Annotated in this window: 21 protein-coding genes; 6 read left to right on the top strand and 15 right to left on the bottom strand. The window is 65.7% G+C overall.

Translation table 11 applies throughout. The features are described 5' to 3' along the window. The first annotated feature begins 38 nt into the window (after window positions 1-38). Both DCG74_RS34070 and DCG74_RS34065 read left to right on the top strand, forming a co-directional pair. Window positions 39-1,421 carry an MBOAT family protein gene (locus DCG74_RS34070; protein ID WP_172787494.1) on the top strand — a complete coding sequence of 461 codons (1,383 nt, stop codon included), beginning with the start codon at window positions 39-41 and terminating at the stop codon, window positions 1,419-1,421. After that, on the top strand, window positions 1,396-2,406 hold the full coding sequence (locus DCG74_RS34065; protein ID WP_172787493.1) for a hypothetical protein: 1,011 nt from the start codon (window positions 1,396-1,398) through the stop codon (window positions 2,404-2,406). The genes DCG74_RS34070 and DCG74_RS34065 overlap by 26 nt, the downstream gene beginning before the upstream one ends. Before the next feature lie 5 nt (window positions 2,407-2,411). On the opposite strand, the gene DCG74_RS34060 is transcribed toward DCG74_RS34065, so the two are convergent. The 5 genes from DCG74_RS34060 to DCG74_RS34040 all read right to left on the bottom strand — a co-directional run bounded on the left by DCG74_RS34060 (window position 2,412) and on the right by DCG74_RS34040 (window position 7,261). Next, window positions 2,412-4,112, bottom strand: a complete 1,701-nt coding sequence (locus DCG74_RS34060) for a fatty acyl-AMP ligase (protein WP_172787492.1) — start codon at window positions 4,110-4,112, stop codon at window positions 2,412-2,414. A 24-nt stretch (window positions 4,113-4,136) separates the two neighbouring features. After that, on the bottom strand, window positions 4,137-4,391 hold the full coding sequence (locus DCG74_RS34055; protein ID WP_172787491.1) for an acyl carrier protein: 255 nt from the start codon (window positions 4,389-4,391) through the stop codon (window positions 4,137-4,139). 219 nt (window positions 4,392-4,610) lie between these two features. Beyond that, on the bottom strand, window positions 4,611-5,417 hold the full coding sequence (locus DCG74_RS34050) for a L,D-transpeptidase (protein ID WP_172787490.1): 807 nt from the start codon (window positions 5,415-5,417) through the stop codon (window positions 4,611-4,613). Window positions 5,418-5,579: 162 nt separating this feature from the next. Continuing rightward, a complete protein-coding gene (locus DCG74_RS34045) occupies window positions 5,580-6,341 on the bottom strand; it encodes an ABC transporter permease (protein WP_172787489.1) in 762 nt (253 codons plus the stop codon). Then, window positions 6,338-7,261 carry an ABC transporter ATP-binding protein gene (locus DCG74_RS34040; protein WP_172787488.1) on the bottom strand — a complete coding sequence of 308 codons (924 nt, stop codon included), beginning with the start codon at window positions 7,259-7,261 and terminating at the stop codon, window positions 6,338-6,340. The genes DCG74_RS34045 and DCG74_RS34040 overlap by 4 nt, the downstream gene beginning before the upstream one ends. Before the next feature lie 280 nt (window positions 7,262-7,541). On the opposite strand from DCG74_RS34040, the gene DCG74_RS34035 reads away from it, so the two are divergent. Both DCG74_RS34035 and DCG74_RS34030 read left to right on the top strand, forming a co-directional pair. Then, the gene (locus DCG74_RS34035; protein WP_172787487.1) at window positions 7,542-8,258 is read left to right on the top strand and encodes a hypothetical protein; all 717 of its coding nucleotides are present in this window, start codon (window positions 7,542-7,544) and stop codon (window positions 8,256-8,258) included. A gap of 100 nt (window positions 8,259-8,358) precedes the next feature. Then, window positions 8,359-9,300 (top strand): LysM peptidoglycan-binding domain-containing protein, encoded by a 942-nt coding sequence (locus DCG74_RS34030; RefSeq protein ID WP_172787486.1) that lies wholly within the window; start codon window positions 8,359-8,361, stop codon window positions 9,298-9,300. Window positions 9,301-9,342: 42 nt separating this feature from the next. Here the strand turns inward: DCG74_RS34030 and DCG74_RS34025 are convergent, their stop codons facing one another. Next, on the bottom strand, window positions 9,343-10,416 hold the full coding sequence (locus DCG74_RS34025) for a tartrate dehydrogenase (protein ID WP_172787485.1): 1,074 nt from the start codon (window positions 10,414-10,416) through the stop codon (window positions 9,343-9,345). Between the two features lie 145 nt (window positions 10,417-10,561). Between DCG74_RS34025 and DCG74_RS34020 the strand changes: the two genes are divergently transcribed. Both DCG74_RS34020 and DCG74_RS34015 read left to right on the top strand, forming a co-directional pair. Continuing rightward, window positions 10,562-11,479 carry a LysR family transcriptional regulator gene (locus DCG74_RS34020; protein WP_172787484.1) on the top strand — a complete coding sequence of 306 codons (918 nt, stop codon included), beginning with the start codon at window positions 10,562-10,564 and terminating at the stop codon, window positions 11,477-11,479. Window positions 11,480-11,526: 47 nt separating this feature from the next. Continuing rightward, complete coding sequence (locus DCG74_RS34015) at window positions 11,527-12,351, top strand: aspartate dehydrogenase (protein WP_172787483.1); 825 nt, start codon at window positions 11,527-11,529, stop codon at window positions 12,349-12,351. Between the two features lie 4 nt (window positions 12,352-12,355). Here DCG74_RS34015 and DCG74_RS34010 read toward each other — a convergent pair whose 3' ends face one another. From DCG74_RS34010 to DCG74_RS33970, 9 genes are all read right to left on the bottom strand, one after another. Then, on the bottom strand, window positions 12,356-13,660 hold the full coding sequence (locus DCG74_RS34010) for a sorbosone dehydrogenase family protein (RefSeq protein ID WP_172787482.1): 1,305 nt from the start codon (window positions 13,658-13,660) through the stop codon (window positions 12,356-12,358). Between the two features lie 138 nt (window positions 13,661-13,798). After that, window positions 13,799-14,008: a hypothetical protein gene (locus DCG74_RS34005; protein WP_025038081.1), complete on the bottom strand. Its 210-nt coding sequence runs from the start codon at window positions 14,006-14,008 to the stop codon at window positions 13,799-13,801. A gap of 254 nt (window positions 14,009-14,262) precedes the next feature. Next, window positions 14,263-14,889, bottom strand: coding sequence for an isoprenylcysteine carboxylmethyltransferase family protein (locus tag DCG74_RS34000; RefSeq protein WP_172787481.1), 627 nt, complete (start codon window positions 14,887-14,889; stop codon window positions 14,263-14,265). A 28-nt stretch (window positions 14,890-14,917) separates the two neighbouring features. After that, on the bottom strand, window positions 14,918-15,949 hold the full coding sequence (locus tag DCG74_RS33995) for an NAD-dependent epimerase/dehydratase family protein (RefSeq protein WP_172787480.1): 1,032 nt from the start codon (window positions 15,947-15,949) through the stop codon (window positions 14,918-14,920). Window positions 15,950-15,977: 28 nt separating this feature from the next. Next, a complete protein-coding gene (locus tag DCG74_RS33990) occupies window positions 15,978-16,496 on the bottom strand; it encodes a DUF962 domain-containing protein (RefSeq protein WP_172787530.1) in 519 nt (172 codons plus the stop codon). Window positions 16,497-16,667: 171 nt separating this feature from the next. Next, window positions 16,668-17,336, bottom strand: coding sequence for an OmpA family protein (locus DCG74_RS33985; RefSeq protein ID WP_172787479.1), 669 nt, complete (start codon window positions 17,334-17,336; stop codon window positions 16,668-16,670). Next, window positions 17,336-17,752: a hypothetical protein gene (locus DCG74_RS33980; protein ID WP_172787478.1), complete on the bottom strand. Its 417-nt coding sequence runs from the start codon at window positions 17,750-17,752 to the stop codon at window positions 17,336-17,338. Before DCG74_RS33980 ends, DCG74_RS33985 begins: the two co-directional genes overlap by 1 nt. Before the next feature lie 88 nt (window positions 17,753-17,840). Next, the gene (locus tag DCG74_RS33975; RefSeq protein ID WP_172787477.1) at window positions 17,841-18,128 is read right to left on the bottom strand and encodes a type II toxin-antitoxin system HicB family antitoxin; all 288 of its coding nucleotides are present in this window, start codon (window positions 18,126-18,128) and stop codon (window positions 17,841-17,843) included. Between the two features lie 8 nt (window positions 18,129-18,136). Next, the gene (locus DCG74_RS33970; RefSeq protein ID WP_172787476.1) at window positions 18,137-20,704 is read right to left on the bottom strand and encodes an ATP-dependent helicase; all 2,568 of its coding nucleotides are present in this window, start codon (window positions 20,702-20,704) and stop codon (window positions 18,137-18,139) included. Between the last annotated feature and the right edge of the window lie 158 nt (window positions 20,705-20,862).

Raw genomic sequence — 20,862 nt, 5'->3', positions numbered from 1 at the left:
GCCGGCGCGAGGGCCGGTGATGGCGCAGCTTTGATCCGATGCTCTTCAACGACTATCCCTTTCTCCTGGTCTTCCTGCCTGCGGCCTTGCTGATCTACCGCCTGGCAGACCCTTATCCGAATCTGCGGATCGGCGTGCAGGTCGCGCTGTCGCTCGCCTTCTATGCCTGGGGCAGCCCATCGTTCATCCTGCTCCTGATCGCCTCCATCACGATCAACTGGCTCGCTTCGGTGGCCTACGGACGGGTGAAATGGCCGGCGGTGCTGACGCTGGTGATGGTGCTCGATCTCGCGGTTCTGGCGCTGTTCAAATACGCCAATTTCCTGCTCGCCAATCTTGCACTCGTGCTGGATACGAAGTTTCCGGCACTCGACATCGGGCTGCCGCTCGGGATCTCCTTCTTCACTTTTCACCACATCATGTATCTGGTCGATCTGAAGCGCGGCAAGGCGCCGCTCTATGCGCTCGACCGTTACGCGCTCTACATCGCCTTCTTTCCGCAGGCGATCGCGGGCCCGCTGGCGCGCTGGTCGGAGGTGATGCATCAGTTCGGCCGGCAGGTCTACGTGCCGGGCTGGCAGCGGCAATTCTGCATCGCCATGTGCTTCATCGCGTTCGGCTTGTTCGAGAAGGTCGTCATCGCCGACGGCCTCGCGCATCTGCTCGATCCCATCTATGCGCAGGCGGCAAGCGGACCGTTGCGAAGCGGCGACGCCTGGCTCGCCTTCTGCTTTTCGTTCCAGATCCTGTTCGATTTCTCCGGCTATTCGGACATCGCGATCGGCCTCGGCCGCTTGTTCGGCGTGCAGCTGCCCTACAATTTCAATGCGCCGTTGCGCTCGACCAATATCCAGGATTTCTGGCAGCGCTGGCACATCACGCTGATGTTGTTCCTGCGCGACTATGTCTTCTATCCCCTGGTCAATCTGCGCCTGTTGCCGCGCCGCTTCTTGCCGGTCCAGTTCTTCGGCGCGATGATGATCACGATGGCGCTGTGCGGCCTCTGGCACGGCGCGAGCTGGACCTTCGTGCTGTGGGGCGTGCTGCATGGCTTCGCGCTGGTGGCCTGCGCGCTGTGGCGCCGCTATGGGCCGGAGTTTCCGTCATGGCTCGGCTGGGCGCTCACCGTCTTGTTCGTGCTGGCGACCGGCGTGATCTTTCGCGCCGGATCGTTGGAGGCGGCCTGGCATGTCTTTTCGGGACTGATCTCACCGCTGCCGCTCGAGCGCGGCAAGCATCTATGGCCGCTGATCGCAGCGCCGCTGTTCGCTTTCCTGCTGCCGGCGAGCCAGGACATCGTCGCGATGCTCACGCGCCGTCCCAAACCGTGGCTCGCCGGTCTGCTCGGCATCGGATTGTTCGCATTGCTGCTCCACATGGGTGGTCGGGATCTGCATGAATTCGTCTACTTCAAGTTCTGAGACCGATCCCGGCTGGGGACGGAGCCTGCTGGCGTGCCTCGGCACGCTCTCGGGCGCCGCTTTGTTGGTGGTCGCACTGATGGTCGCGGTCGATCCCTATGACAGCGGCAAGCTCGGCCTGCTGGGCATCGAGGGGGTTGACAATCGTCTGACGCAAATCACGGCAGCGAGCCGCGCACGCGATGCGAGCTTCGACTCCGTCATCCTCGGCAATTCGACCGGGCAATTGATCCAGCCGGCGGAATTGTCCCGCGCGAGCGAATTCCGCTTCGTCCAGCTCTACATGACCGGTGCGAGCCCACGCGAGCAGCTCGCCGTGCTCGATTTCTTCCTGCGCAAACACCGGAAGGTCGGCGCGCTGGTCATCGCCGCCGATCCCGGCTGGTGCGTGCATGCCCGGCCGAAGGAGGAGGGCGTTCCGTTCCCCTACTGGCTCTATGACGCAAGCGTGGTCACCTATGCGGTGCGGCTGATTTCCTGGCAGGCGATCGAGCAGGTCTTCCAACGCATCGGCATCGGGCTGGGCCTGCGACCGCGCATGAACCGTGACGGCTTTGTCAGCTACGAGGACATCTGGCCGCCCGGCCAATTCAAGGAGACCAATGCTCCGAGAGACCCCGCGCCCGTGGCCTCTGCGGAGGCGCGAGCGGTGTTCCCCGAGATCGCGACCCTCAAGGACGTCGTCCGCAAATTGCCGGTCGACGTGCCCGTCGTCATCATCGTGCCGCCGACCTTCGCTGCCACCGTGGCAAAGCCCGGCACGCAAGCTGAGCTGGAGCGCAACGCCTGCGATGCCGCGCTCGCACAGGTCGTGGCCGGGCGGCCGCGCAGCAACTTCGTCAGCTATCGCGTCGACAACGAGCTCACGCGCGATCGCGCCAGTTTCGTGGACTATATCCACTACCGCCCGGTGCTGGCGCGCAAGATCGAGCAGGGGATTGTCGCGAGCCTGCGCGACGGCGAGAAAGCGAGAATCGATTTCTGAGCAGGTCAGCCGATTTCGTCGAAGGCCGCATCGAGCCAGAGCTTGCGCGCCAGCCTGCGCTGGATCTTTCCGCTGGTGGTTTTCGGCAGGGCGCCGGGCCGGATCAGCGCAATGTGGCGCGCGGATAATTCGTGACAGTCGGCAATGGACTCTCGGATCCGGTCCTTGATCTCGTCCCTGTCGATCTTGTGACGAGCCGTGCGCTCCACCTCCTGCACGATGACGAGCGTTTCTTCACCGCCCTCGTCCGGCACCGAGAATGCCGCGCCGCAGTTTGCGCGCAAGCCCTCGTCCAGCGACTGCACCGTGCGCTCGATGTCCTGCGGATAATGGTTGATGCCGCGGATGATGATGAGGTCCTTGATCCGGCCGCTGACGAACAGCTCGCCGCTTGCATCGAGGAAGCCGAGATCGCCGGTGCGCAGCCATGCGCCGTGCTCGCCGGCGATCTCCGCGTTGAGCAGCTCGTTCGTCGCGTCATCGTTGCGCCAATAGGCGCCGGCGATGTTGGCGCCGCTGACCCAGATCTCTCCGACGCAGTCGGGGGGCAGGCGTGTGCATTTCCCGGGATCGACGATGGCGATCTGCTCACCCTCGAGCGCGCGCCCGCAGCCGACCACGATCTGCGCATCGTCAGCTTCCGAGGCCGTCTCTGCTCTATGCGCCTGAAGCGCCGCGCGACTGACGCGACGCGTCAGATGACCGCCGCCGCGCGTTCCCCCTGAAATGAGCAGCGTCGCTTCCGCCATGCCGTAGGCCGGATACATCGCGCGCGGATCGAAGCCATGCGGCGCGAAGGTCGCGGCGAACCGCTCGATGGTTTCTGCGCGCACCGGCTCGGCGCCGTTCAGGGCGATCCTCAGCGAGGACAGGTCGATGCCGTCCATCTGGTCGGCGCGGTGGCGGCTTACGCAGAGGTCGAAGCCGAAATTGGGGCTGCACGCCACCTCGGCGCGATAGTGCGAGATCGCGCGCAGCCATCCGAGCGGCCGCTGCATGAACGCGTTCGGCGCCATCAGCACGCAGGTCGCCCCGACATAGAGCGTCTGCAGCGCGTTCAGGATCAGCCCCATATCGTGGTAGAGCGGCACCCAATTGACGTAGGTCGATCGCCTGGTGTTGCCGAGCGCGATCCGGATCATCTCGAGATTTGCGAGCAGATTGGCGTGGCTGACCATCACCCCCTTCGGCTCGGAGGTCGAGCCGGAGGTGTATTGCAGGAAGGCGATGTCATCCGCCGCCGGATCCGCCAGCGCGACCGGTGCCAGGGTCGCCGGACCGAGATCGACCTCGATCCATCGGACGTTCTCGTGTGCGAAGCGCGTTTGCAGATCGCCGCGAAGCGAGAGGGCCGAACTGGTCAGCGCCACCGCTGGCGTACAGTTGGCGAGAATTGCGGCGCTGGCATCGCGCGCACCGTTTCGCCGCGGCATCATCATCGGCACGGCGATGATGCCGGCCATCAGGCAGCCGAAGAACGCCACCAGAAATTCGAGACCGGGTGGAAATACCAGGATGGCGCGGTCGCCAGGGCGCGCGACCGCGGTCAGGCGCGCCGCGAGCGCACTTGCGCAATCGCGCAACTGGCGGAAGGTAAGGGCAGCTTCTTCAGTCCCGCGGTCGGAGACGAAGACATAGGCGCGGTCATTGGCCTGCTCCGCCGCGCGCCGGGCCAGGAGCGCCACGAGCGAGCGGGGAGTGTCCATCGGATTGCGCCGGTTCAGGCCGTGTCAGGCGGCCGGTCGGATCGCGCGCTTGTCGGCAAGAAACCGGGACAAGGCCTCAACGGTCGGATGGTCGTAAAAGTCGTCGGTCGACAGTTCGATGTCGAGCTTCTCCTCGAGCTCCATCATCAGGTAGACCAGCATCGCCGAATCGAGACCGAGGCGGTTGAATTTGGTGCCGGTGTCGACCCGATCCCTCGAGATGCGCAGGATATTGGCCAGCGCGGTAACGCAGAAATCCGAAATCTGCTCGCGTGTCATGTCATTTCCCAGAAACAATGGGAACGACAATACGGGCGACCCCAAGCTTGTCAATTTGGCCGGGGCGCCGCGGCGTCGAAGGTTGGGGACTGTTGCCTTCCTGCGTCGGGGAGCTGCTGATCCTTACCTAGGCCGGCCTGAATCTGTGCGGCCACCGCGGCGCCGGCGCGTCAGCACGATTTGATTCGCTGCAGCGCCCGGCGTCGCGTTCAGGCTGCGTCAGTTCTGATAATAATAGCTGCGCGGCTGATAATATTGCCGGGCCTGCGGCTGATGATAGTAGCCCTGCTGGCCGTAGCCCTGGTCGTATGTTGGTTGCGGCAGCTGTTGATAGGCCTGCGTGCCATAGGGGCGGGTGATCGGGCGCGGCGCCGGATAGCGCGCGCCGGTGTCGCTGCCGTCGGCCGGGTAGATGTAGTTGTCGTCCTGCGGCATGTAGCGCCGCTCGGGCTGCGCCGGCGGCATCAGGTTCGCCGGGGCGCCTGTGGTGGCGTATTGCTCTTCAGCAGGCTGCGGGGCGCGGGCCACCGCATTGGCATTGCGGCCGCGCGGATTGCGCGCCAGCGCCACCTGCGCCGAGCCGGTCAGCGTCACCGTCGTGTTGAGCACGCCCTGCTGCTGCACCAGCGCATAGAGCGTCGAGGCGTTCTGGCGCGACAGGCGCACGCAGCCATGGGATGCCGGCGAGCCGAGCCGGCCGACCGAGTCCGTGCCGTGGATGGCGTGCCCGACCTTGGTGAAGAAGATCGCGTGAGGCATCGGCGCGTCGTCGAATTCCTTGGAATAGTGGTCCTCTTCCATCCGGAAGGCGCGGAAGGCGCCATTCGGCGTCTCGCGCGAGGGGATGCCGGTCGACACCGGCCAGCGGTAGCGCGCGACCCCGTCGACGGCGACGGTCAACTGCTGATTGTCCTTGTCGACGGTGATCTCGACCTTGGCCTGCGCGGTGCTTACGCTCAAAAGCATCAGGGATGCAAAAGCAATTAAAAACGAACGCATCTGACTTCTGGCCTCCGGCCTGTTCATGCTCGCGCCGCGGCTCTCCGTCCCCCGGCGTGCATTATGCCTGCGGCCCGGCGTTGGTTCCAGCGGCCAGCCTGTCCATCGTTAACGTGATGCCGGGCGTAAGCAAGGCCGCTTTGTGCCGCGCCGGCCGGCGGCGCTGACATTTTCGCGAGCGCCGCGCGGTCAGGTCTTGAGCCGGTATCCAGTTCGGAAAATCCACCAGATCACGACCAGGCAGATCACCAGGAAGGCCAGCGTCATGCCGATGCTGACGGATACGCTGACGTCGGCGATCTCGTAAAAGCTCCAGCGGAAGCCCGAGATCAGGTAGACGACTGGGTTGAGCAGCGCCACCGTGCGCCAGGTGGGCGGCAGCATGTCGATGGAATAGAAGCTGCCGCCGAGGAAGGTCAGCGGCGTCACCACCAGCATCGGGATCATCTGCAGCTTCTCGAAGCCGTCGGCCCAGATGCCGATGATGAAGCCGAACAGGCTGAACGTTACCGCCGTCAGCACCAGGAAGGCCAGCATCCAGATCGGATGATGGATGTGCAGCGGCACGAACAGTCCGGCGGTCGCCAGGATGATCAGGCCGAGGATAATCGACTTGGTCGCGGCGGCGCCGACATAGCCGAGCACGATCTCGAAATAGGAGATCGGTGCCGACAGGATCTCGTAGATCGTGCCGGTGAATTTCGGGAAGTAGATGCCGAACGAGGCGTTGGCGATGCTCTGCGTCAGCACCGAGAGCATGATCAGGCCCGGGACGATGAAGGTGCCGTAGCTGACGCCCTCGACCTGGCTGATGCGCGAGCCGATCGCGGCGCCGAACACCACGAAATAGAGCGAGGTCGAGACCACCGGCGAGACGATGCTTTGCAGCAGCGTTCGCCAGGTGCGCGCCATTTCGAACAGATAGATGGCGCGGATGGCGCGGTGGTTCATGACGTCCTCACGAGGTCGACGAAGATGTCCTCGAGCGACGATTGCGTCGTGTCGAGGTCGTTGAAGCGGATGCCGGCGGTGCGGAGGTCGCCGAGCAGGCTGGTGATGCCGGTGCGCTCGCCCTTTGTGTCGTAATCGTACACCAGCGTCGCGCCTTCATCGCAGAGCTCGAGCTCGTAATGCGCGAGACTATCCGGCAACGACGTCACCTTGTTCTGCAAATGCAGCGTCAGCCGCTTCTTGCCGAGCTTCTGCATCAAGGTCGTCTTGTCCTCGACCAGCACGATCTCGCCCTTGTTGATGACGCCGATGCGGTCGGCCATCTCCTCGGCTTCCTCGATGTAATGCGTGGTGAGGATGATGGTGACGCCGGACTGCTGAAGTCCGCGCACCACCTCCCACATGCCCTTGCGCAGCTCGACGTCGACGCCGGCGGTCGGCTCGTCCAGGAACAGGATCTGCGGCTCGTGCGACAAGGCCTTGGCGATCATCACGCGGCGCTTCATGCCGCCCGAGAGCGTGATGATCTTGTTGTCCTTCTTGTCCCAGAGCGAGAGGGCCTTCAGCACCTTCTCGATGTGGTCGGGGTTCTTCGGCTTACCGAACAGGCCGCGGGAGAAGCTCACGGTCGCCCACACGCTCTCGAAGGCGTCGGTGTGCAATTCCTGCGGCACGAGGCCGATCAGCGAGCGGGCCTTGCGGTAGGAGGTCTGGATGTCCTCGCCGCCGACGAGGACACGGCCCTCGCTCGGATTGGCGATGCCGCAGATGATCGAGATCAGCGTGGTCTTGCCGGCGCCATTGGGGCCGAGCAGCGCAAAAATTTCGCCGCGCTTGATGTCGAGATTGACGTTCTTGAGCGCCTTGAAGCCGGACCCATAGGTCTTCGACAGATTGGCGACGGAGATGATGGAAGACATGATGGCCGTAAGGCTGAGGAGCAAAGGCTGGGGAGGGGCCGGACCATCCAGGAAGGTCGGCGGAGCCCTGAAATAGGAACGCTGTTGTCCCTCCGCAATTCCCCGGAGAAAAATGGTCTCAAAACAGGCGCTTCAGTGGCATGTTCCCGGCAAGTGTTGCGCGATGGTCACGGCTTGCTGCTAAGATTGGCGCTCACGCGGCTCTTTGTTGCGTCTGCGAGCGCGCCGTGGCTACGATTCCGGCCAATCGCAAAGCGTATTGTCTCCGGGGAAAAGATCGATGAGACCGAACGGCCGTCACACCGCCGGCGCCAGCCAGCTGTCCGCCCTCCGTGCGTGGGCGATGGGCCTGCTCCTGCTGTCAGCTGTTGCCATCAGCCCGACCACCGCCAAGGCCGCACCGAGCCAGGCCGCGGCGGCGACCACGCATGTCTATCTGCTCCGCGGCGTGCTCAACATCTTCTCGCTCGGCCTCGACACGATCGGTGCCCGCCTCCAGGCGCAGGGCGTCCCGGTGACCGTCGCCAATTTCGTGTCTTGGTCCTCGCTCGCCGATGAAGCGGCGGCTGCCTACAAGGCCGGGCGGCTCAAGACCATCATCCTGGTCGGCCATTCCTCCGGTGCGACCGCGCTGCCCGACATGATTGCCAAGCTCAACCAGCTCGGCGTGCCCGTGAAGCTCGCGATCGGCCTCGATTCCGTGTTCAAGACCAAGCTCTCGACCGGCGCGGAGCGCTACATCAACATCTATATCGGTGACGGCCCCGGCGAGCCGGTGCGGGCCGCGGCCGGCCTTCGCGGCAAGCTCGACAATGTCGATGTCCGCGGCACCGGAGTCGGCCACATCTCGATCGACAAGAACGAGGCGATCCAGCGCCGCGTCATCGCCGAGATCGACGCCGCGATCATGCGCTCGCGCGCCCCGGCTGCCCCCGTTGCGGAGCCCGGCGCACCGCGGCCCGCGCGGGCGGCGGCGGCGGCTCCGGCGAGGAACTAGTCCGGAACGCTACGCTTCGGCGCCGCAAAATCTGCCAATTCCGCGGTCAAGAAGTACCGCAAGGGGAGGCGCCGCCTCCGGTGGTAGGACTTCTGAACGGATGGTTGATCCAAGGCGCCTGATCGTGCTGGCAGCAATTGTGCTGCTCGCCCTCGGCACGGGCCCGGCCGCGGCTTCTCCGCCCAAGTCCAAGACCATTGCGGCGGTCCCCGCCGCGCCGCCGCCCCCGCCGTTCGAGCCGTTGCCGCCGCCGAAGGTCTATCTGTTTCGCGGCGCCATGGGCCCGATCTTCTCGACCGGCATGGATCGGCTCGGCGAGAAGCTGACGCAGGCCGGCTTCTCGGCCGACGTCTACGAATTCACCCTGTGCCGGCTGATCGGCAACCGCGCCATCGCCAGCTACAGGGAGAAGGCGGCGCCGATCGTGCTGATCGGCCATTCCATGGGCGGGCTGTGCTCGATCGTCATCTCCGAGATGGCGGCCAAGGAGAACATCCCGATCAGCCTCGTCATTGCCATCGATCCCGCGCACGCGACCGGCGATGTTCCCCTCAACGTCGAGCGCTTCATCAACATCTTCCTGTCCGACAGCGTGCTCGGCGGCGGCGACGTCGTGGCTGTCCCCGGCTTTCGCGGCCATTACGCCAGCTATGACCTCAAGGAAAACGCGCGCGTCAGCCACATCAACATCGAGAAGTCCGACGACATCCATCGTCAGATCGTCGGGATGGTGACGCAGCTGCCGCGCATTCCGCCGCAGACGCAGGCCGATGCCGTGCCGCTGCGCTATCTGGTGCCGGCGGATACGCTGGTCGAATTGTGGGACAGCGGCGTGCGGGTGCCGGTGCGCCGCGGCGACACCATGGAGAGCATCGCCGCAGCCAACCGCGTGCCGCTGTGGACGCTGGCGCAGAGCAACTCGTTGCCCGAGAACGCGCAGCTGACGCCGGGCCAGACCATCATCGTCCCCCGCCATCTGACACCGCCAGAGCCGGCCGCCGCGATGGCCACGCCGCCGGCGGCACCGGCGGGGCGGAGATAGCACGTTCTTCGCCTCTGCCCGGAAGCGGAGAGAGGACGAAGACTACACATTCGATCCGTGGATCGCTTCGATCACGGCGTCCGTGACCTCCTTCGTCGTTGCCTTGCCCCCGACATCCGGCGTCAGCACGCCCGCGGCGCAGACGCGCTCGACGGCGGCCATCAGCCTCGAGGCGGCCTCCTTCTCGCCGAGATGCTCGAGCATCTGCGCGCCGGTCCAGAACGTCGCGACCGGGTTGGCGATGCCCTTACCGGTGATATCGAAGGCCGAGCCGTGAATCGGCTCGAACATCGAGGGGAAGCGGCGCTGCGGATCGATGTTGCCGGTCGGCGCGACGCCGAGGCTTCCCGCCAGCGCGCCGGCGAGATCGGAGAGGATGTCGGCGTGGAGGTTGGTCGCGACGATGGTATCGAGGCTCTTCGGATGCAGCGTCATCCGCACCGTCATGGCGTCGACCAGCATCTTGTCCCAGGTCACATCAGGGAATTCGCCGGCGACCTCGGCCGCGATCTCGTCCCACATCACCATGCCGTGGCGCTGTGCGTTCGACTTGGTTACGACGGTCAGGAATTTGCGCGGGCGCGACTGCGCGAGCTGGAATGCATAGCGCATGATGCGGGTGACGCCGAGGCGGGTGAACACCGCGACCTCGGTGCCAACCTCTTCCGGCAGGCCCTTGTGGGCGCGCCCGCCCATGCCGGCATATTCGCCTTCCGAGTTCTCGCGCACGATCACCCAGTCGAGATCGCCGACGCCGACATTGCGCAGCGGCGAGGCGACGCCCGGCAGGATCTTGGTCGGCCGCACATTGGCGTATTGATCAAACCCCTGGCAGATCGGCAGGCGTAGGCCCCATAGCGTGATGTGGTCGGGCACGTCGGGGGCGCCGACCGCGCCGAAATAGATCGCGTCGAACTTCTTCAGCTCGCCGAGACCGTCCGCCGGCATCATCACGCCGTGCTTCTTGTAATAATCCGAGCCCCAGTCGAACGTCTTGACGTTGAAGGAGAGGTCGCCGCTGCGCTTGGCCAGGGCCTCCAGCACGCGGACACCGGCCGAGATCACCTCGGGGCCGATGCCGTCGGCGGGAATGGCTGCGATCGAATGGGTGCGCATGGAAAGCTCCGTGGGAGAGATCGTGCCGACATATTCGGCGGTCGGCATCGCCGGCGAATCTAGACGGCAGTGCAGGGCAAACTCAATCGGCGCTGGTTTATACAAAAAAATGATATAATCCTCGCTGAGACGAGAGGACCGGCAAATGGAATTGCATCAGCTCCGATGCTTCGTGGCGACGGCCGAGCAGCTGCATTTCGGCCGCGCGGCACAGCAGCTCCAGATGCTGCCTTCTGCGCTCGGCCGGCAGATCAGGCTGCTGGAGGAGGATCTGGGAACGCGGCTGTTTGCGCGGACGACGCGCGCGGTGTCGCTCACCGAGGACGGCACGACGCTGCTGCGCGATGCCCGCGCCATCCTCGCCAAGGTCGAGGCGGTCGAGAGCAACCTGCGCAATCGCTCGCGTGCGGGCGCTGCGCGGCGGCTGCGGGTCGGTGCCATCGACAGCGCCGCGGCCGGATTGTTGCCGCCGCTTCTGCGCGATTTCCGCGCCAGGCATCCCGACATCGCGGTGCAGCTCCTCGAAGACAAGACTGTCCGGCTGCTGCCGAAGATCTTGACCGGCGCGCTCGATCTCGCCTTCGTGCGTCCGCCTGACCGGCCGGACAAGCGGCTTGAATTCCGCGACCTGCTCCAGGAGAGCGCGATCGTTGCGTTCCCGCGCCGGCACGCGCTGGCGGGGCGCAAAGCGATCATGCTGACGGATATCGCCGAGGAGGCGATGCTGGTGCCGGACCGCCGCTCGCGGCCGCACAGCCACGATCTCACGGTCAAGCTGTTCGAGCAGGCCGGCCTGACGCCGCGCATCGTGCAGGTCGCCGACGAGAAGCAGACCATCATCAACCTCGTGGCAACGAAGCTCGGGGTCGCAATCGTGCCGCGCTGGACCGCTCGGATGGCGGTGACCGGCGTGCGCTTCGTGCCGCTTCGACCGAGGCAGAGCGGGCCGGTCGGCCGCCTGCCGCTTGCCGCCGCCTGGCTGCGCGGCTCGCGCGATCCGGCCCGCGATGCCATGCTGGCGGTTCTGGAAGCCCGCCTGCGCAGCTATGCGCGGGAGGCGTGAGCGGCTATGACATCGGCCAAAACAGAGGCCAAGACAGAGGGATGGTGATGACGGATCAGAAGGCTTCGAGCGAATTGCGGGTGGCCATTGCCGGGCTGGGCTCGATCGGCGTCAAGATTGCCACCGCGCTCGATCAGGGCATCGAGGGCCTGTCGCTCACGGCCGTGGCAGTGCGAGACCCCGCCAAGCATCAACCCTTCATCGACAGCTTGCGTCGCCCACCGACAATCCTGCCGCTCGACCAGCTCGGCGAAGCCGCCGACATCGTGGTCGAATGCGCGCCGACAAGCCAGCTGCGTGCGATCGTCGAGCCGGCAGTGAAGCGCGGCAGGGCCGCTGTCGTGGTCAGCGTCGGCGGCTTGCTCGACAATTTCGATCTCGTCGATCTTGCCCGCGCCAATGGCGGCCGCATTCTGGTGCCGACCGGCGCGCTGATCGGCCTCGATGCCGTCAACGCCGCCGCAATCGGCACCATTCATTCGGTGAAGATGGTCACGCGCAAGCCGATCGACGGCTTGAAGGGTGCGCCGTTCATCGTTCAGAACAACATCGACATCGACAATCTGCGCGAACCGCTGAAATTGTTCGAGGGCAGCGCGCGCGAAGCCGCAAAGGGCTTTCCGGCGAATGTCAACGTCGCCGTTGCGCTGTCGCTGGCGGGCATCGGGCCCGATCGCACCCAGATCCAGGTTTGGGCCGACCCGACCGTGAGCCGCAACGTTCACCGCATCGAGGTCGAGGCGGATTCGGCGCGCTTCTCGATGGGAATCGAGAACATCCCGTCCGAGAATCCCAAGACCGGCCTGATCACAGCGCTGTCGGTGATCGCGCTCCTCCGCAAGCAGCGCGCGACGTTGTGTGTGGGGACGTGAACGCCTACGCCCCCGTCACGCGCCAGATCACGTTGCCGACGTCGTCGGCCATCAGCAGCGACGTCTTGTCGGGACCGATCGCGACGCCGACCGGGCGGCCGTAGGATTCCTTCTCGTCCGGGGACAGGAATCCCGACAGGATGTCGCGCGAGGGGCCGGAGGGCTTGCCGTTCGCGAACGGGATGAACACCAGCTTGTAGCCGGACAGCTTGCTGCGATTCCATGAGCCGTGCTGGCCGATCACCATGCCGTCGCCGAAGCCGGGCAGGGTGCCTGCGGGCATCCAGCACAGGCCGAGCGACGCGGTGTGGCCGCCGAGCGCGTAGTCCGGTTGAATCGCCTTGGCGACCATCGCCGGATCCTGCGGCACACGGTCGTCCACCGTCTTGCCCCAGTAGCAATAGGGCCAGCCATAGAAGCCTCCGTCGCGCACCGAGGTCAGATAGTCGGGCGGCGTCTCGTCGCCGAGGCCGTCGCGCTCGTTGACGACGGTCCAGAGCACGCCCGTCGTCGGCTCCCAGGCAAGGCCGACGGGATTGCGCAGGCCGGCGCCGAAAATGCGATGCGTGCCGGCAGCGAGATCGAGCTCGTAGACGGCGGCGCGGCCTTGCTCGACCTCCATGCCCATCTCGGCGATGTTGCTGAGCGAGCCGACGCCGGCATAGAGCTTCTTGCCATCGGGGCTGGCGAGCAGGCTGCGCGTCCAGTGGCCGGCGGGCTTGAACGTCGTGAGCCGCTTGCCTGCTGCGGTGATGCGGTCGGCGTTGGGGACGTAAGGAAAGGCCATCACGCCGTCGGTGTTGCCGACGTAGAAAGTATCACCGACCAGCGCCATGCCGAACGGCTGGTTGAGGTTCTCCATGAAGGCGCCGCGATGTTCCGCAACGCCGTCGCCGTCCTTGTCGCGCAACAGCGTGATGCGGTTGGCGGAGTCGCCGAGCGCCGCGGCGCGGCGCATCGTCGCCTGCATCGCATAGTGGAAAACGCTGCGCGGGGCGCCCGCGATCTGCGTTGCTTCCGCGATCAGCACGTCGCCATTGGGCAGCACCTCGATCCAGCGCGGATGATCGAGACCGGTCGCGAACGCGTTGACCTCGAGTCCGGGCGCAGCGATCGGCTTCTGGCCCTCGTGCCAGCCGCGTGCGGTCGGCATCTTCAAGGTGGGGATCGCGCCTTGCGGCTTCGCCTCGGGAATGGCGGGCTTCTCGCCCCAGGCCGGCGCGGGCTCGGTGCCCGTCATCTTGCGCCATTGCAGCGCGATGCCGCCGATGAACGCGACGAACTGCGCGAAGATACTGGAAAACGTCATAACAGGCCCCCGGTTGCGCGCGCATCCAACTGGCTGACGGGGCAGACGTCAACCTGTGTGGCGCTCCGCAGAGGCCTATTCCCGTGGAATGGCAGCCGATCGAATTTGCATGGGACAGTCCCGGCGTCGGCCCGGAGATCAACGACCGATCTGTCGCTCCAGCCGCCGTGCCGCGCGAAAATCGTCCAGGTGACGGATGTTCGGCGCCAGCGCGGCTTCCCTGGACAGCAGATGATAGACCCGCGCCACCGTGCGCTGCTTCTGCTTCGTCCGCCCGGGCGGCAGCGCCCGCGCCTTGCGGACGGCGGCGATCGCGTGCGCGCGAAAATAATCGTAGGCGTCCGACATGGCTCGATGCTCTGCGGTCGGTGGCAGATGTCGAGGGGCAACGAGCGAGCGGAGGGCTGGTTCCTTGGGGACTAAGATCGTGTGCTCGTGCCCCGGACGCAGCGCAGCGCCCCGGCGATGCGAAGCATCGTCCGGTGCGATGCGCTGCAGAGCCGGGGCCCATCTCGCCCCATGCATGAATAGCCGTCTGGGTCCCGGCTCTGCGCAGCAGCGTTGCACGCTGCAGCGCGTCCGGGGACACGAGAGTGACGCCTTTACCGTGGCGACGTGAACGGAATGATCATTGGAACGCGGCGGCAATAGGCGCCATAGGCGTCCTCACCGAGCTCCTTCGAGAGGAACACCTCTTCCATCCGTCCCTTCTGCCACATGCCGAGCGAGATCAGGATCGCGCCGAGGATCGTCGTCACCAGGCCGATCGCAACGCCGGTCACCAGCATGCCGAAGATCAGGCCGGTGTAGATCGGGTGACGGACGATGCCATAGGGGCCGGTGTCGATGACGCGGTGGTCTTCCTTGTGGGTGATGGTGTTGGACCAGAATTTTCCGAGATGCAGCCGCCCCCACCATGCGAAAGCAATGCCGGCGACCGAGAGGACCGCTGCGATGGTGATGCCGGCGTTGCCGAGCACCCAAAGCGGCTTCGAGCCCATGACCTCCGCAATGAATGGCGTGTACAGGATGCCGCCGACGAGGATCGGCAGGCTATAGCGCTGCGACTCCAGCGTCATGACCTGCTTCTTGGTCTGCCCCTGCCAGAACGAGGCGCCCACCCAGCTCGCGAGAAAGGCGAGCCAGATCAGGGCAAGGAGTTCGGTCGGCCAGGTCGTGGTCCAGCCACCCCAGGCGACCGACAGAAGCTTGCTGAAATCGAAAGACATGAAGGTTCTTTGCGTTTGGGCGGCGGCTTCAGCTCGCGCGCGAGGAGAGCGCGTGATGCTTGAGGGCCCCGGAGGGCTGCTGGCCGCCGCGGGCGAGCAGATGGGTGATGGTTTCGCGCAAGACCGGCTCGATCGGACGCGGCGAATAGCCGAGCTCGTTACGGGCCTTGCCGATCGAGAGGTCGCTCGCGGCGAGCGCGATCCGCACGCCCTCGGCGGTGCCGTTGGGCGGCCGGCGCGTGATGTGGTCGGCGATGGATTCGAGCATGATCGCAGAGAGCTCGGCGATCTTGCCGGGTAAGACGATCGGAAACTGCCGGCGGCCGCTCATCGCCGACATCATGCGCAGGATGTCGCCGAGCGGGACGCAGTCGCCGCCGAGGATGTAGCGCTGCCCGAGGCGGCCGCGTTCCATGGTCAGCACGAGGCCCATGGCGACGTCGCGGACGTCGACCAGGTTGACCAGGAAGTTGAGATGCGGCTGCACCTTCTTCTGCAGGAAGTACCAGAGCATCGCGGTCGGCGGTGTCAGATTATGGTCGGCAGCGCCGATCGGCATGGTCGGCGTGCCGATCACCAGCGGAAAGCCCGCTTCTGCCGCCTTGGCGGCATGATGCTCGGCGAGCGATTTCGAGCGCGTGTAGGCGCCGGGCATCGCCTCGGCCGGCTGCAGCGCCTCTTCGGCGGGAACGCCCTTGAGGTCGGAATAGGGGAACAGGATCGATTCCGTCGAGCAGTGCAGGAAGCGCGAGACGCCCCGCTTCATTGCCGCTGCGAGCACGATTTCGGTGCCGCGGCAATTGACCTCGTGGAAGTCCTGCTTGTTGGCGACCCACATGCCGGGCAGGCCGGCGAGGTGATAGACCTGATCGACACCGGCGATCGCCGCATCGACCGCGGCGCGGTCCAGCACCGAGCCGAGGACGTGCTCGACGTCCGCGTTCGCCGCGGTCGGCGCACGGACATCGAGAACGCGGACCCGCTGCCCACGGGCGCGGAGCGCTTCTACGAGGTGATGTCCGATGAAGCCACTGCCACCGGTAACCAGGACGAGAGCCATGCAGAAGGTTGCTGTTTTGCTTCGAGCGTTATCGGGTTGAAAGGGAATTGGCCGGAAGAGGCGCCAGAATCGCGGCAAGGTCGCGACGGAAGCCCAATGCAATGAATAATTTTGCCATGACGAACATCGGTCCAAGCAAAAGATGCGAGGGAAAAGTGAACAAGGAGGCCTCGCGCCCCTCAAAAACCTTGTGGCCGATGGCCTGCGCGGCGAGGCCGAGCGCCACCAGCGTCGCGAAAATCGCCCACATCGTCGCGGTGCCGACCTGCGCCGCAATGGTCGTCGCGACCGAAAACAGCACGACCGAGACGGCCAGAATGCCGAGCCCGAGCGCCGCGTCGAGCAGCAGCCAGTAAATCAAGACCGGCACGGCCAGGACCACCGCCAGGCTCACGTTGAATCCGAACAGCGGAAGCTTGACCAGCGTCAGCGGCAGCACGGCGCCGGTGAACAGCAGCAGGATGCCGACCACATGCATCGCCGTGTTCCGGGGATCGCGATGATACTCGACATACACGGCAAGTTGGCGCTGGAAAAAGCCACCCATTTCGGTCTCATGCAGCACGGGGTCGGGAAGGGCGAACAGAGGCTATAGCACTGGACCGGGCGGTGCACAAACCGGCACTTTTGTCGCGCAAAACCGTGCGCGCGCGCCCGGGACAGGCTGCAAAACAGCCCGCACTTCAAGGGGTTCCGTCAACCGCGGAGCCGCCTTCGCTCAGCGCTTCTTGGCGGGCTTTTTCGCCGCAGGCGCAGGGGCTGCGGCCGGATGCGGCGCCTCCTCCGGCAGCTTGGCATAGGTCAGGATCTGCAACTGGCCGTTGACGGCGGAGGTCGGCTTGGCCCGGTCGAGGAATTGCTCCTCGCCGAGGCCGATCGGATGCAGCCGCTTGGTCGAGATCTTGAAGGTGTTCACCAGCACGTCGCGGATCGCATCGGCCCGGCGCTGGCTCAGGATCGCATTGGCCTCGCGCGTCTTCGAATTGGATTCGACGTGGCCGACGATCAGGAAGGTGTAGGGCAGCAGCGAGGAGTGAACCAGCGCGTCCGCAATGCGGCCGACGGTCTGGTAGGACGCCGGCTGGATGATCGGCGTGTCTGCGTCGAACTGGATCTGCGCATTGAAGGCGGGCAGCTTGGCAAGCTCCGGCGCGATCAGCGGCCGGTTCACCGGACCCGGATCGTTCTTGATCCTGGTCTTGGCGCGCTCCATCACCTGCTGCTTCAGCGCGGGCAGGTCGACCTCGGCGGCCTCCTCGAAATGGTTCAGCTTGCCGACGATGTCGTCGCGGGTCGGTGCCGCCGTCTGCGCGCCGGCGGTGCCCGCGAGCAAAGCGAGGCCCAGCGCCAAGCCCAGCCCTGCGGTGGCGAGCCCCTTCGCGCGCATCAGCGATACCCCGCGTCGTCGACGGCCTTCAGGCAGTTGTTGCTGATGCCCTTGGGGGTCGAGACCAGGCAGGGGACCGACTTGCTGGTCTCCTTGGTCGAGCCGCCGCAGACCTTGACGATCTCGCGCTGGCAGGCGTTCGCCACCGTGACGCGCGCGGCGACGCGCTTCTGGATGGCGTCGAACACGCCGAGATAGTCGCTCGCGCATTGCGGCGTGAGCACGTCGCGGTTGCGCGACAGGCACTCCTTCAGGCGGGTCGAGTCCGGGTTGACGCCGCGGCAATTGGCGACGATTTCCGCACCGCAGCTCGCCGCCAGCTTCCCGATCGAATCGCCAAAGCTCATGGTCTCCGCCGCCGCAAGCGACGGCATCCCCAATGCAAGCACGATCAATGTGATGGAGCCCCGGGCCATGGGTTTATCTGATACGGGGAAGTTCGCGGTGGTCAAGGGGCGTTCGGGCGAGAACTGTCGAGAGTCCGCTTGGTGCGGCGAACAGTCCTCACTCCGCGTCCGCGGCGGGTGGCCATTCGATCAGGACGGCCGTGTGTTTCCCCAGGTCCTCGGCAAACTCCGGATCGGCCTTGAGCTCGTCCAGCGTTCGAGGCGGGGGCAGCTGGCGACCGTCCGCGATCAGTTCCTGCGCATAGAATGCGAGCGCCTCGGGCGCATTCTCGAGGGCTTCGTCGACATCGTCGCCCCCGGAGAAGCAGCCGGGCAGGTCCGGAAACCACACGCCGACGGCCTCGTCCGGGTCGGCGTTCTCAATGATGGCAACGTACCGAGCCATCTCGGGCCTCACGCCCGCTGGACGAAACTGTCCACGACCTTCTTCTCGCCGGCCTTGTCGAAGGCGATGGTGAGCTTGTTGCCGTCGATCTTGGTGACACGGCCATAGCCGAATTTCTGGTGGAAGACGCGGTCTTCCAGCGAGAATTCGGACGTTGTGCCGGTGGATTTGGCGACCAGCTCGCCCTCGATGGTCAGGGGTCCGCGGCGGCGCGAGGAGAAGCTGCCGAAATCGGGGCCCGATGACGAGGAGGACGAGAACGTTGCGGCGTCTTCCTCGAAGCCGCCGGTGCGGCCGCCGCCGCGATTCCGGTTCGCCTGCGCGCGCTGCCAGCCCGGCGTCGAATAGCTGGAGCCGAACGCCTCCATGTCGTCGAAGCGAGAGGCGCCGTAGCCGCCGCTGCCGCCCCATCCAGAGCCGCCCTTGGATTCCGTGATCTCGACATTGGCCGCCGGTAATTCGTCGAGGAAGCGCGACGGGATCGTGGTCGACCAGGTGCCGTGGATCCGGCGATTGGTCGCGAAATAGATCTTTGCGCGGCGGCGGGCGCGGGTCAGGCCGACATGGCCGAGCCGGCGCTCTTCTTCCAGGCCGGCTCGGCCCTGTTCGTCCAGGGTGCGCTGGCTCGGGAACAGGCCTTCCTCCCAGCCCGGCAGGAATACGTTGTCGAATTCGAGGCCCTTGGCCGAATGCAGCGTCATCAGCGACACCGCGTCGTCCTCGGCGCCGCCCTCGCGGTCCATCACCAGCGAGATGTGCTCCAAGAACCCTTGCAGGTTCTCGAACTCCTCCATCGAGCGCACGAGCTCTTTCAGGTTCTCCAGCCGGCCCGCGGCGTCGGCCGAGCGGTCCTTCTGCCACATCTCGGTATAGCCGCTCTCGTCGAGCACGATCTGGGCGAGATCGGTGTGCGCGGTGACCTCGCGCTGGGCGCGCCAGCGGTCGAACTGCGCGATGAGGTCGCGCAGCGAGCCGCGCGCCTTCGGCTTCAGCTCGTCGGTCTCGACCACGGCGCGCGCCGCCTCGAACAGGGGAATGCGGCGCTTGCGGGCGTGGTCGTGCAGCATCTGCACGGTGGCGTCGCCAAGCCCGCGCTTCGGCGTATTGACGATGCGCTCGAAGGCGAGATCGTCGGCCGGCGAATTGATGACGCGCAAGTACGCCAGCGCGTCGCGGATCTCCGCGCGCTCATAGAAGCGCGGGCCGCCGATGACGCGATAGGGCAGGCCGAGCGTGACGAAGCGGTCTTCGAATTCGCGCATCTGGTAGGAGGCGCGCACGAGAATGGCGATCTCGTTGAGCTTGTCGCCCTGGCGCTGCAGCTGCTCGATCTCCTCGCCGATGCCGCGGGCTTCCTCTTCCGAGTCCCAGGAGCCCGTGACGGTGACCTTCTCGCCGTCCTGATCCTCAGTGCGCAGCGTCTTGCCGAGCCGGCCTTCATTGTGTGCGATCAGATGCGAGGCGGCGGCGAGGATGTGACCCGTCGAGCGATAGTTGCGCTCGAGGCGGATCACCTTGGCGCCCGGGAAATCGTGCTCGAAGCGCAGGATGTTGTCGACCTCGGCGCCGCGCCAGCCGTAGATCGACTGGTCGTCGTCACCGACGCAGCAGATGTTTTTGGTCTTCTCCCTCTCCCCGCTTGCGGGGAGAAGGTCGGGATGAGGGGCTGTCTCCGCGAGCTCGGTCTGCGGAGAGTCCCCCTCACCCGCATCGCTGCGCGATGCGACCTCTCCCCGCAAGCGTGGAGAGGCGAAGGAAGAAGGCGCCTGCGACAGGAGCCGCAGCCACAGATATTGCGCGACGTTCGTATCCTGGTACTCGTCGACCAGGATGAACTTGAAGCGCTGCTGGTACTGCTTGAGGATATCCGGGTGCTCGCGGAAGATGCGGATGTTCTCCAGCAGGAGATCGCCGAAATCGGCCGCGTTCAGGATCTTCAGCCGCTCCTGATAGCTCGCATAGAGCTTGCCGCCCTTGCCGTTGGCGAACATCGCGGCCTCGCCCGACGGGACCTGCGAGGGCATCAGGCCGCGGTTCTTCCAGCCGTCGATCAGGCCGGCCAGCATCCGTGCCGGCCAGCGTTTCTCGTCGATGTTGTCGGCCTGGAGCAACTGCTTGAGCAGCCGGACCTGGTCGTCGACGTCGAGCACGGTGAAGTTCGACTTGAGCTGCGCCAGCTCGGCATGGACGCGCAGGATGCGGCCGCCGATGGAGTGGAAGGTGCCGAGCCACGGCATGCCCTCCACGGCGTGGCCGAGCATCTGGCCGAGCCGGTGCTTCATCTCGCGCGCGGCCTTGTTGGTGAAGGTCACCGACAGGATCTCGGCCGGGCGGGCGCGGCCCTGGCTCAGGATGTGGGCGATGCGCGTGGTCAGGACGCGCGTCTTGCCGGTGCCGGCGCCGGCCAGCACCAGGACCGGGCCGTCCAGCGTCTCCACCGCCTCGCGCTGCTCCGGATTGAGCCCGGCGAGGTATTTCGGGCCCACCGAGGCGCGCGCACGCGCGGCGATGCCGCCGGCTGCGGGCTGGTGGTCGGGTACGGCTGTGATCTTGCTCGGCTCGGTCATGCGAATCATCGGCCCCACGATGGCACCGCGGGGTGGTGGAAGGGAGCCTTCTTAACAGGGATTGGTGCCTATATGGGGGCGCCGGGCAGGGTTTTCCACGTGCGCGGCGCGCCGATTTGTTCCAGCTGAGCCAGCGAATTTCGCTCCCGCCGGGGCCGGAACTATCG

Source organism: Bradyrhizobium sp. WBAH42 (genome assembly GCF_024585265.1).
In the GTDB taxonomy this organism is placed as follows: domain Bacteria; phylum Pseudomonadota; class Alphaproteobacteria; order Rhizobiales; family Xanthobacteraceae; genus Bradyrhizobium.
The sequence above is the reverse complement of the archived record's forward strand: the minus strand, read 5'-3'. Positions and strand labels throughout refer to the sequence as shown.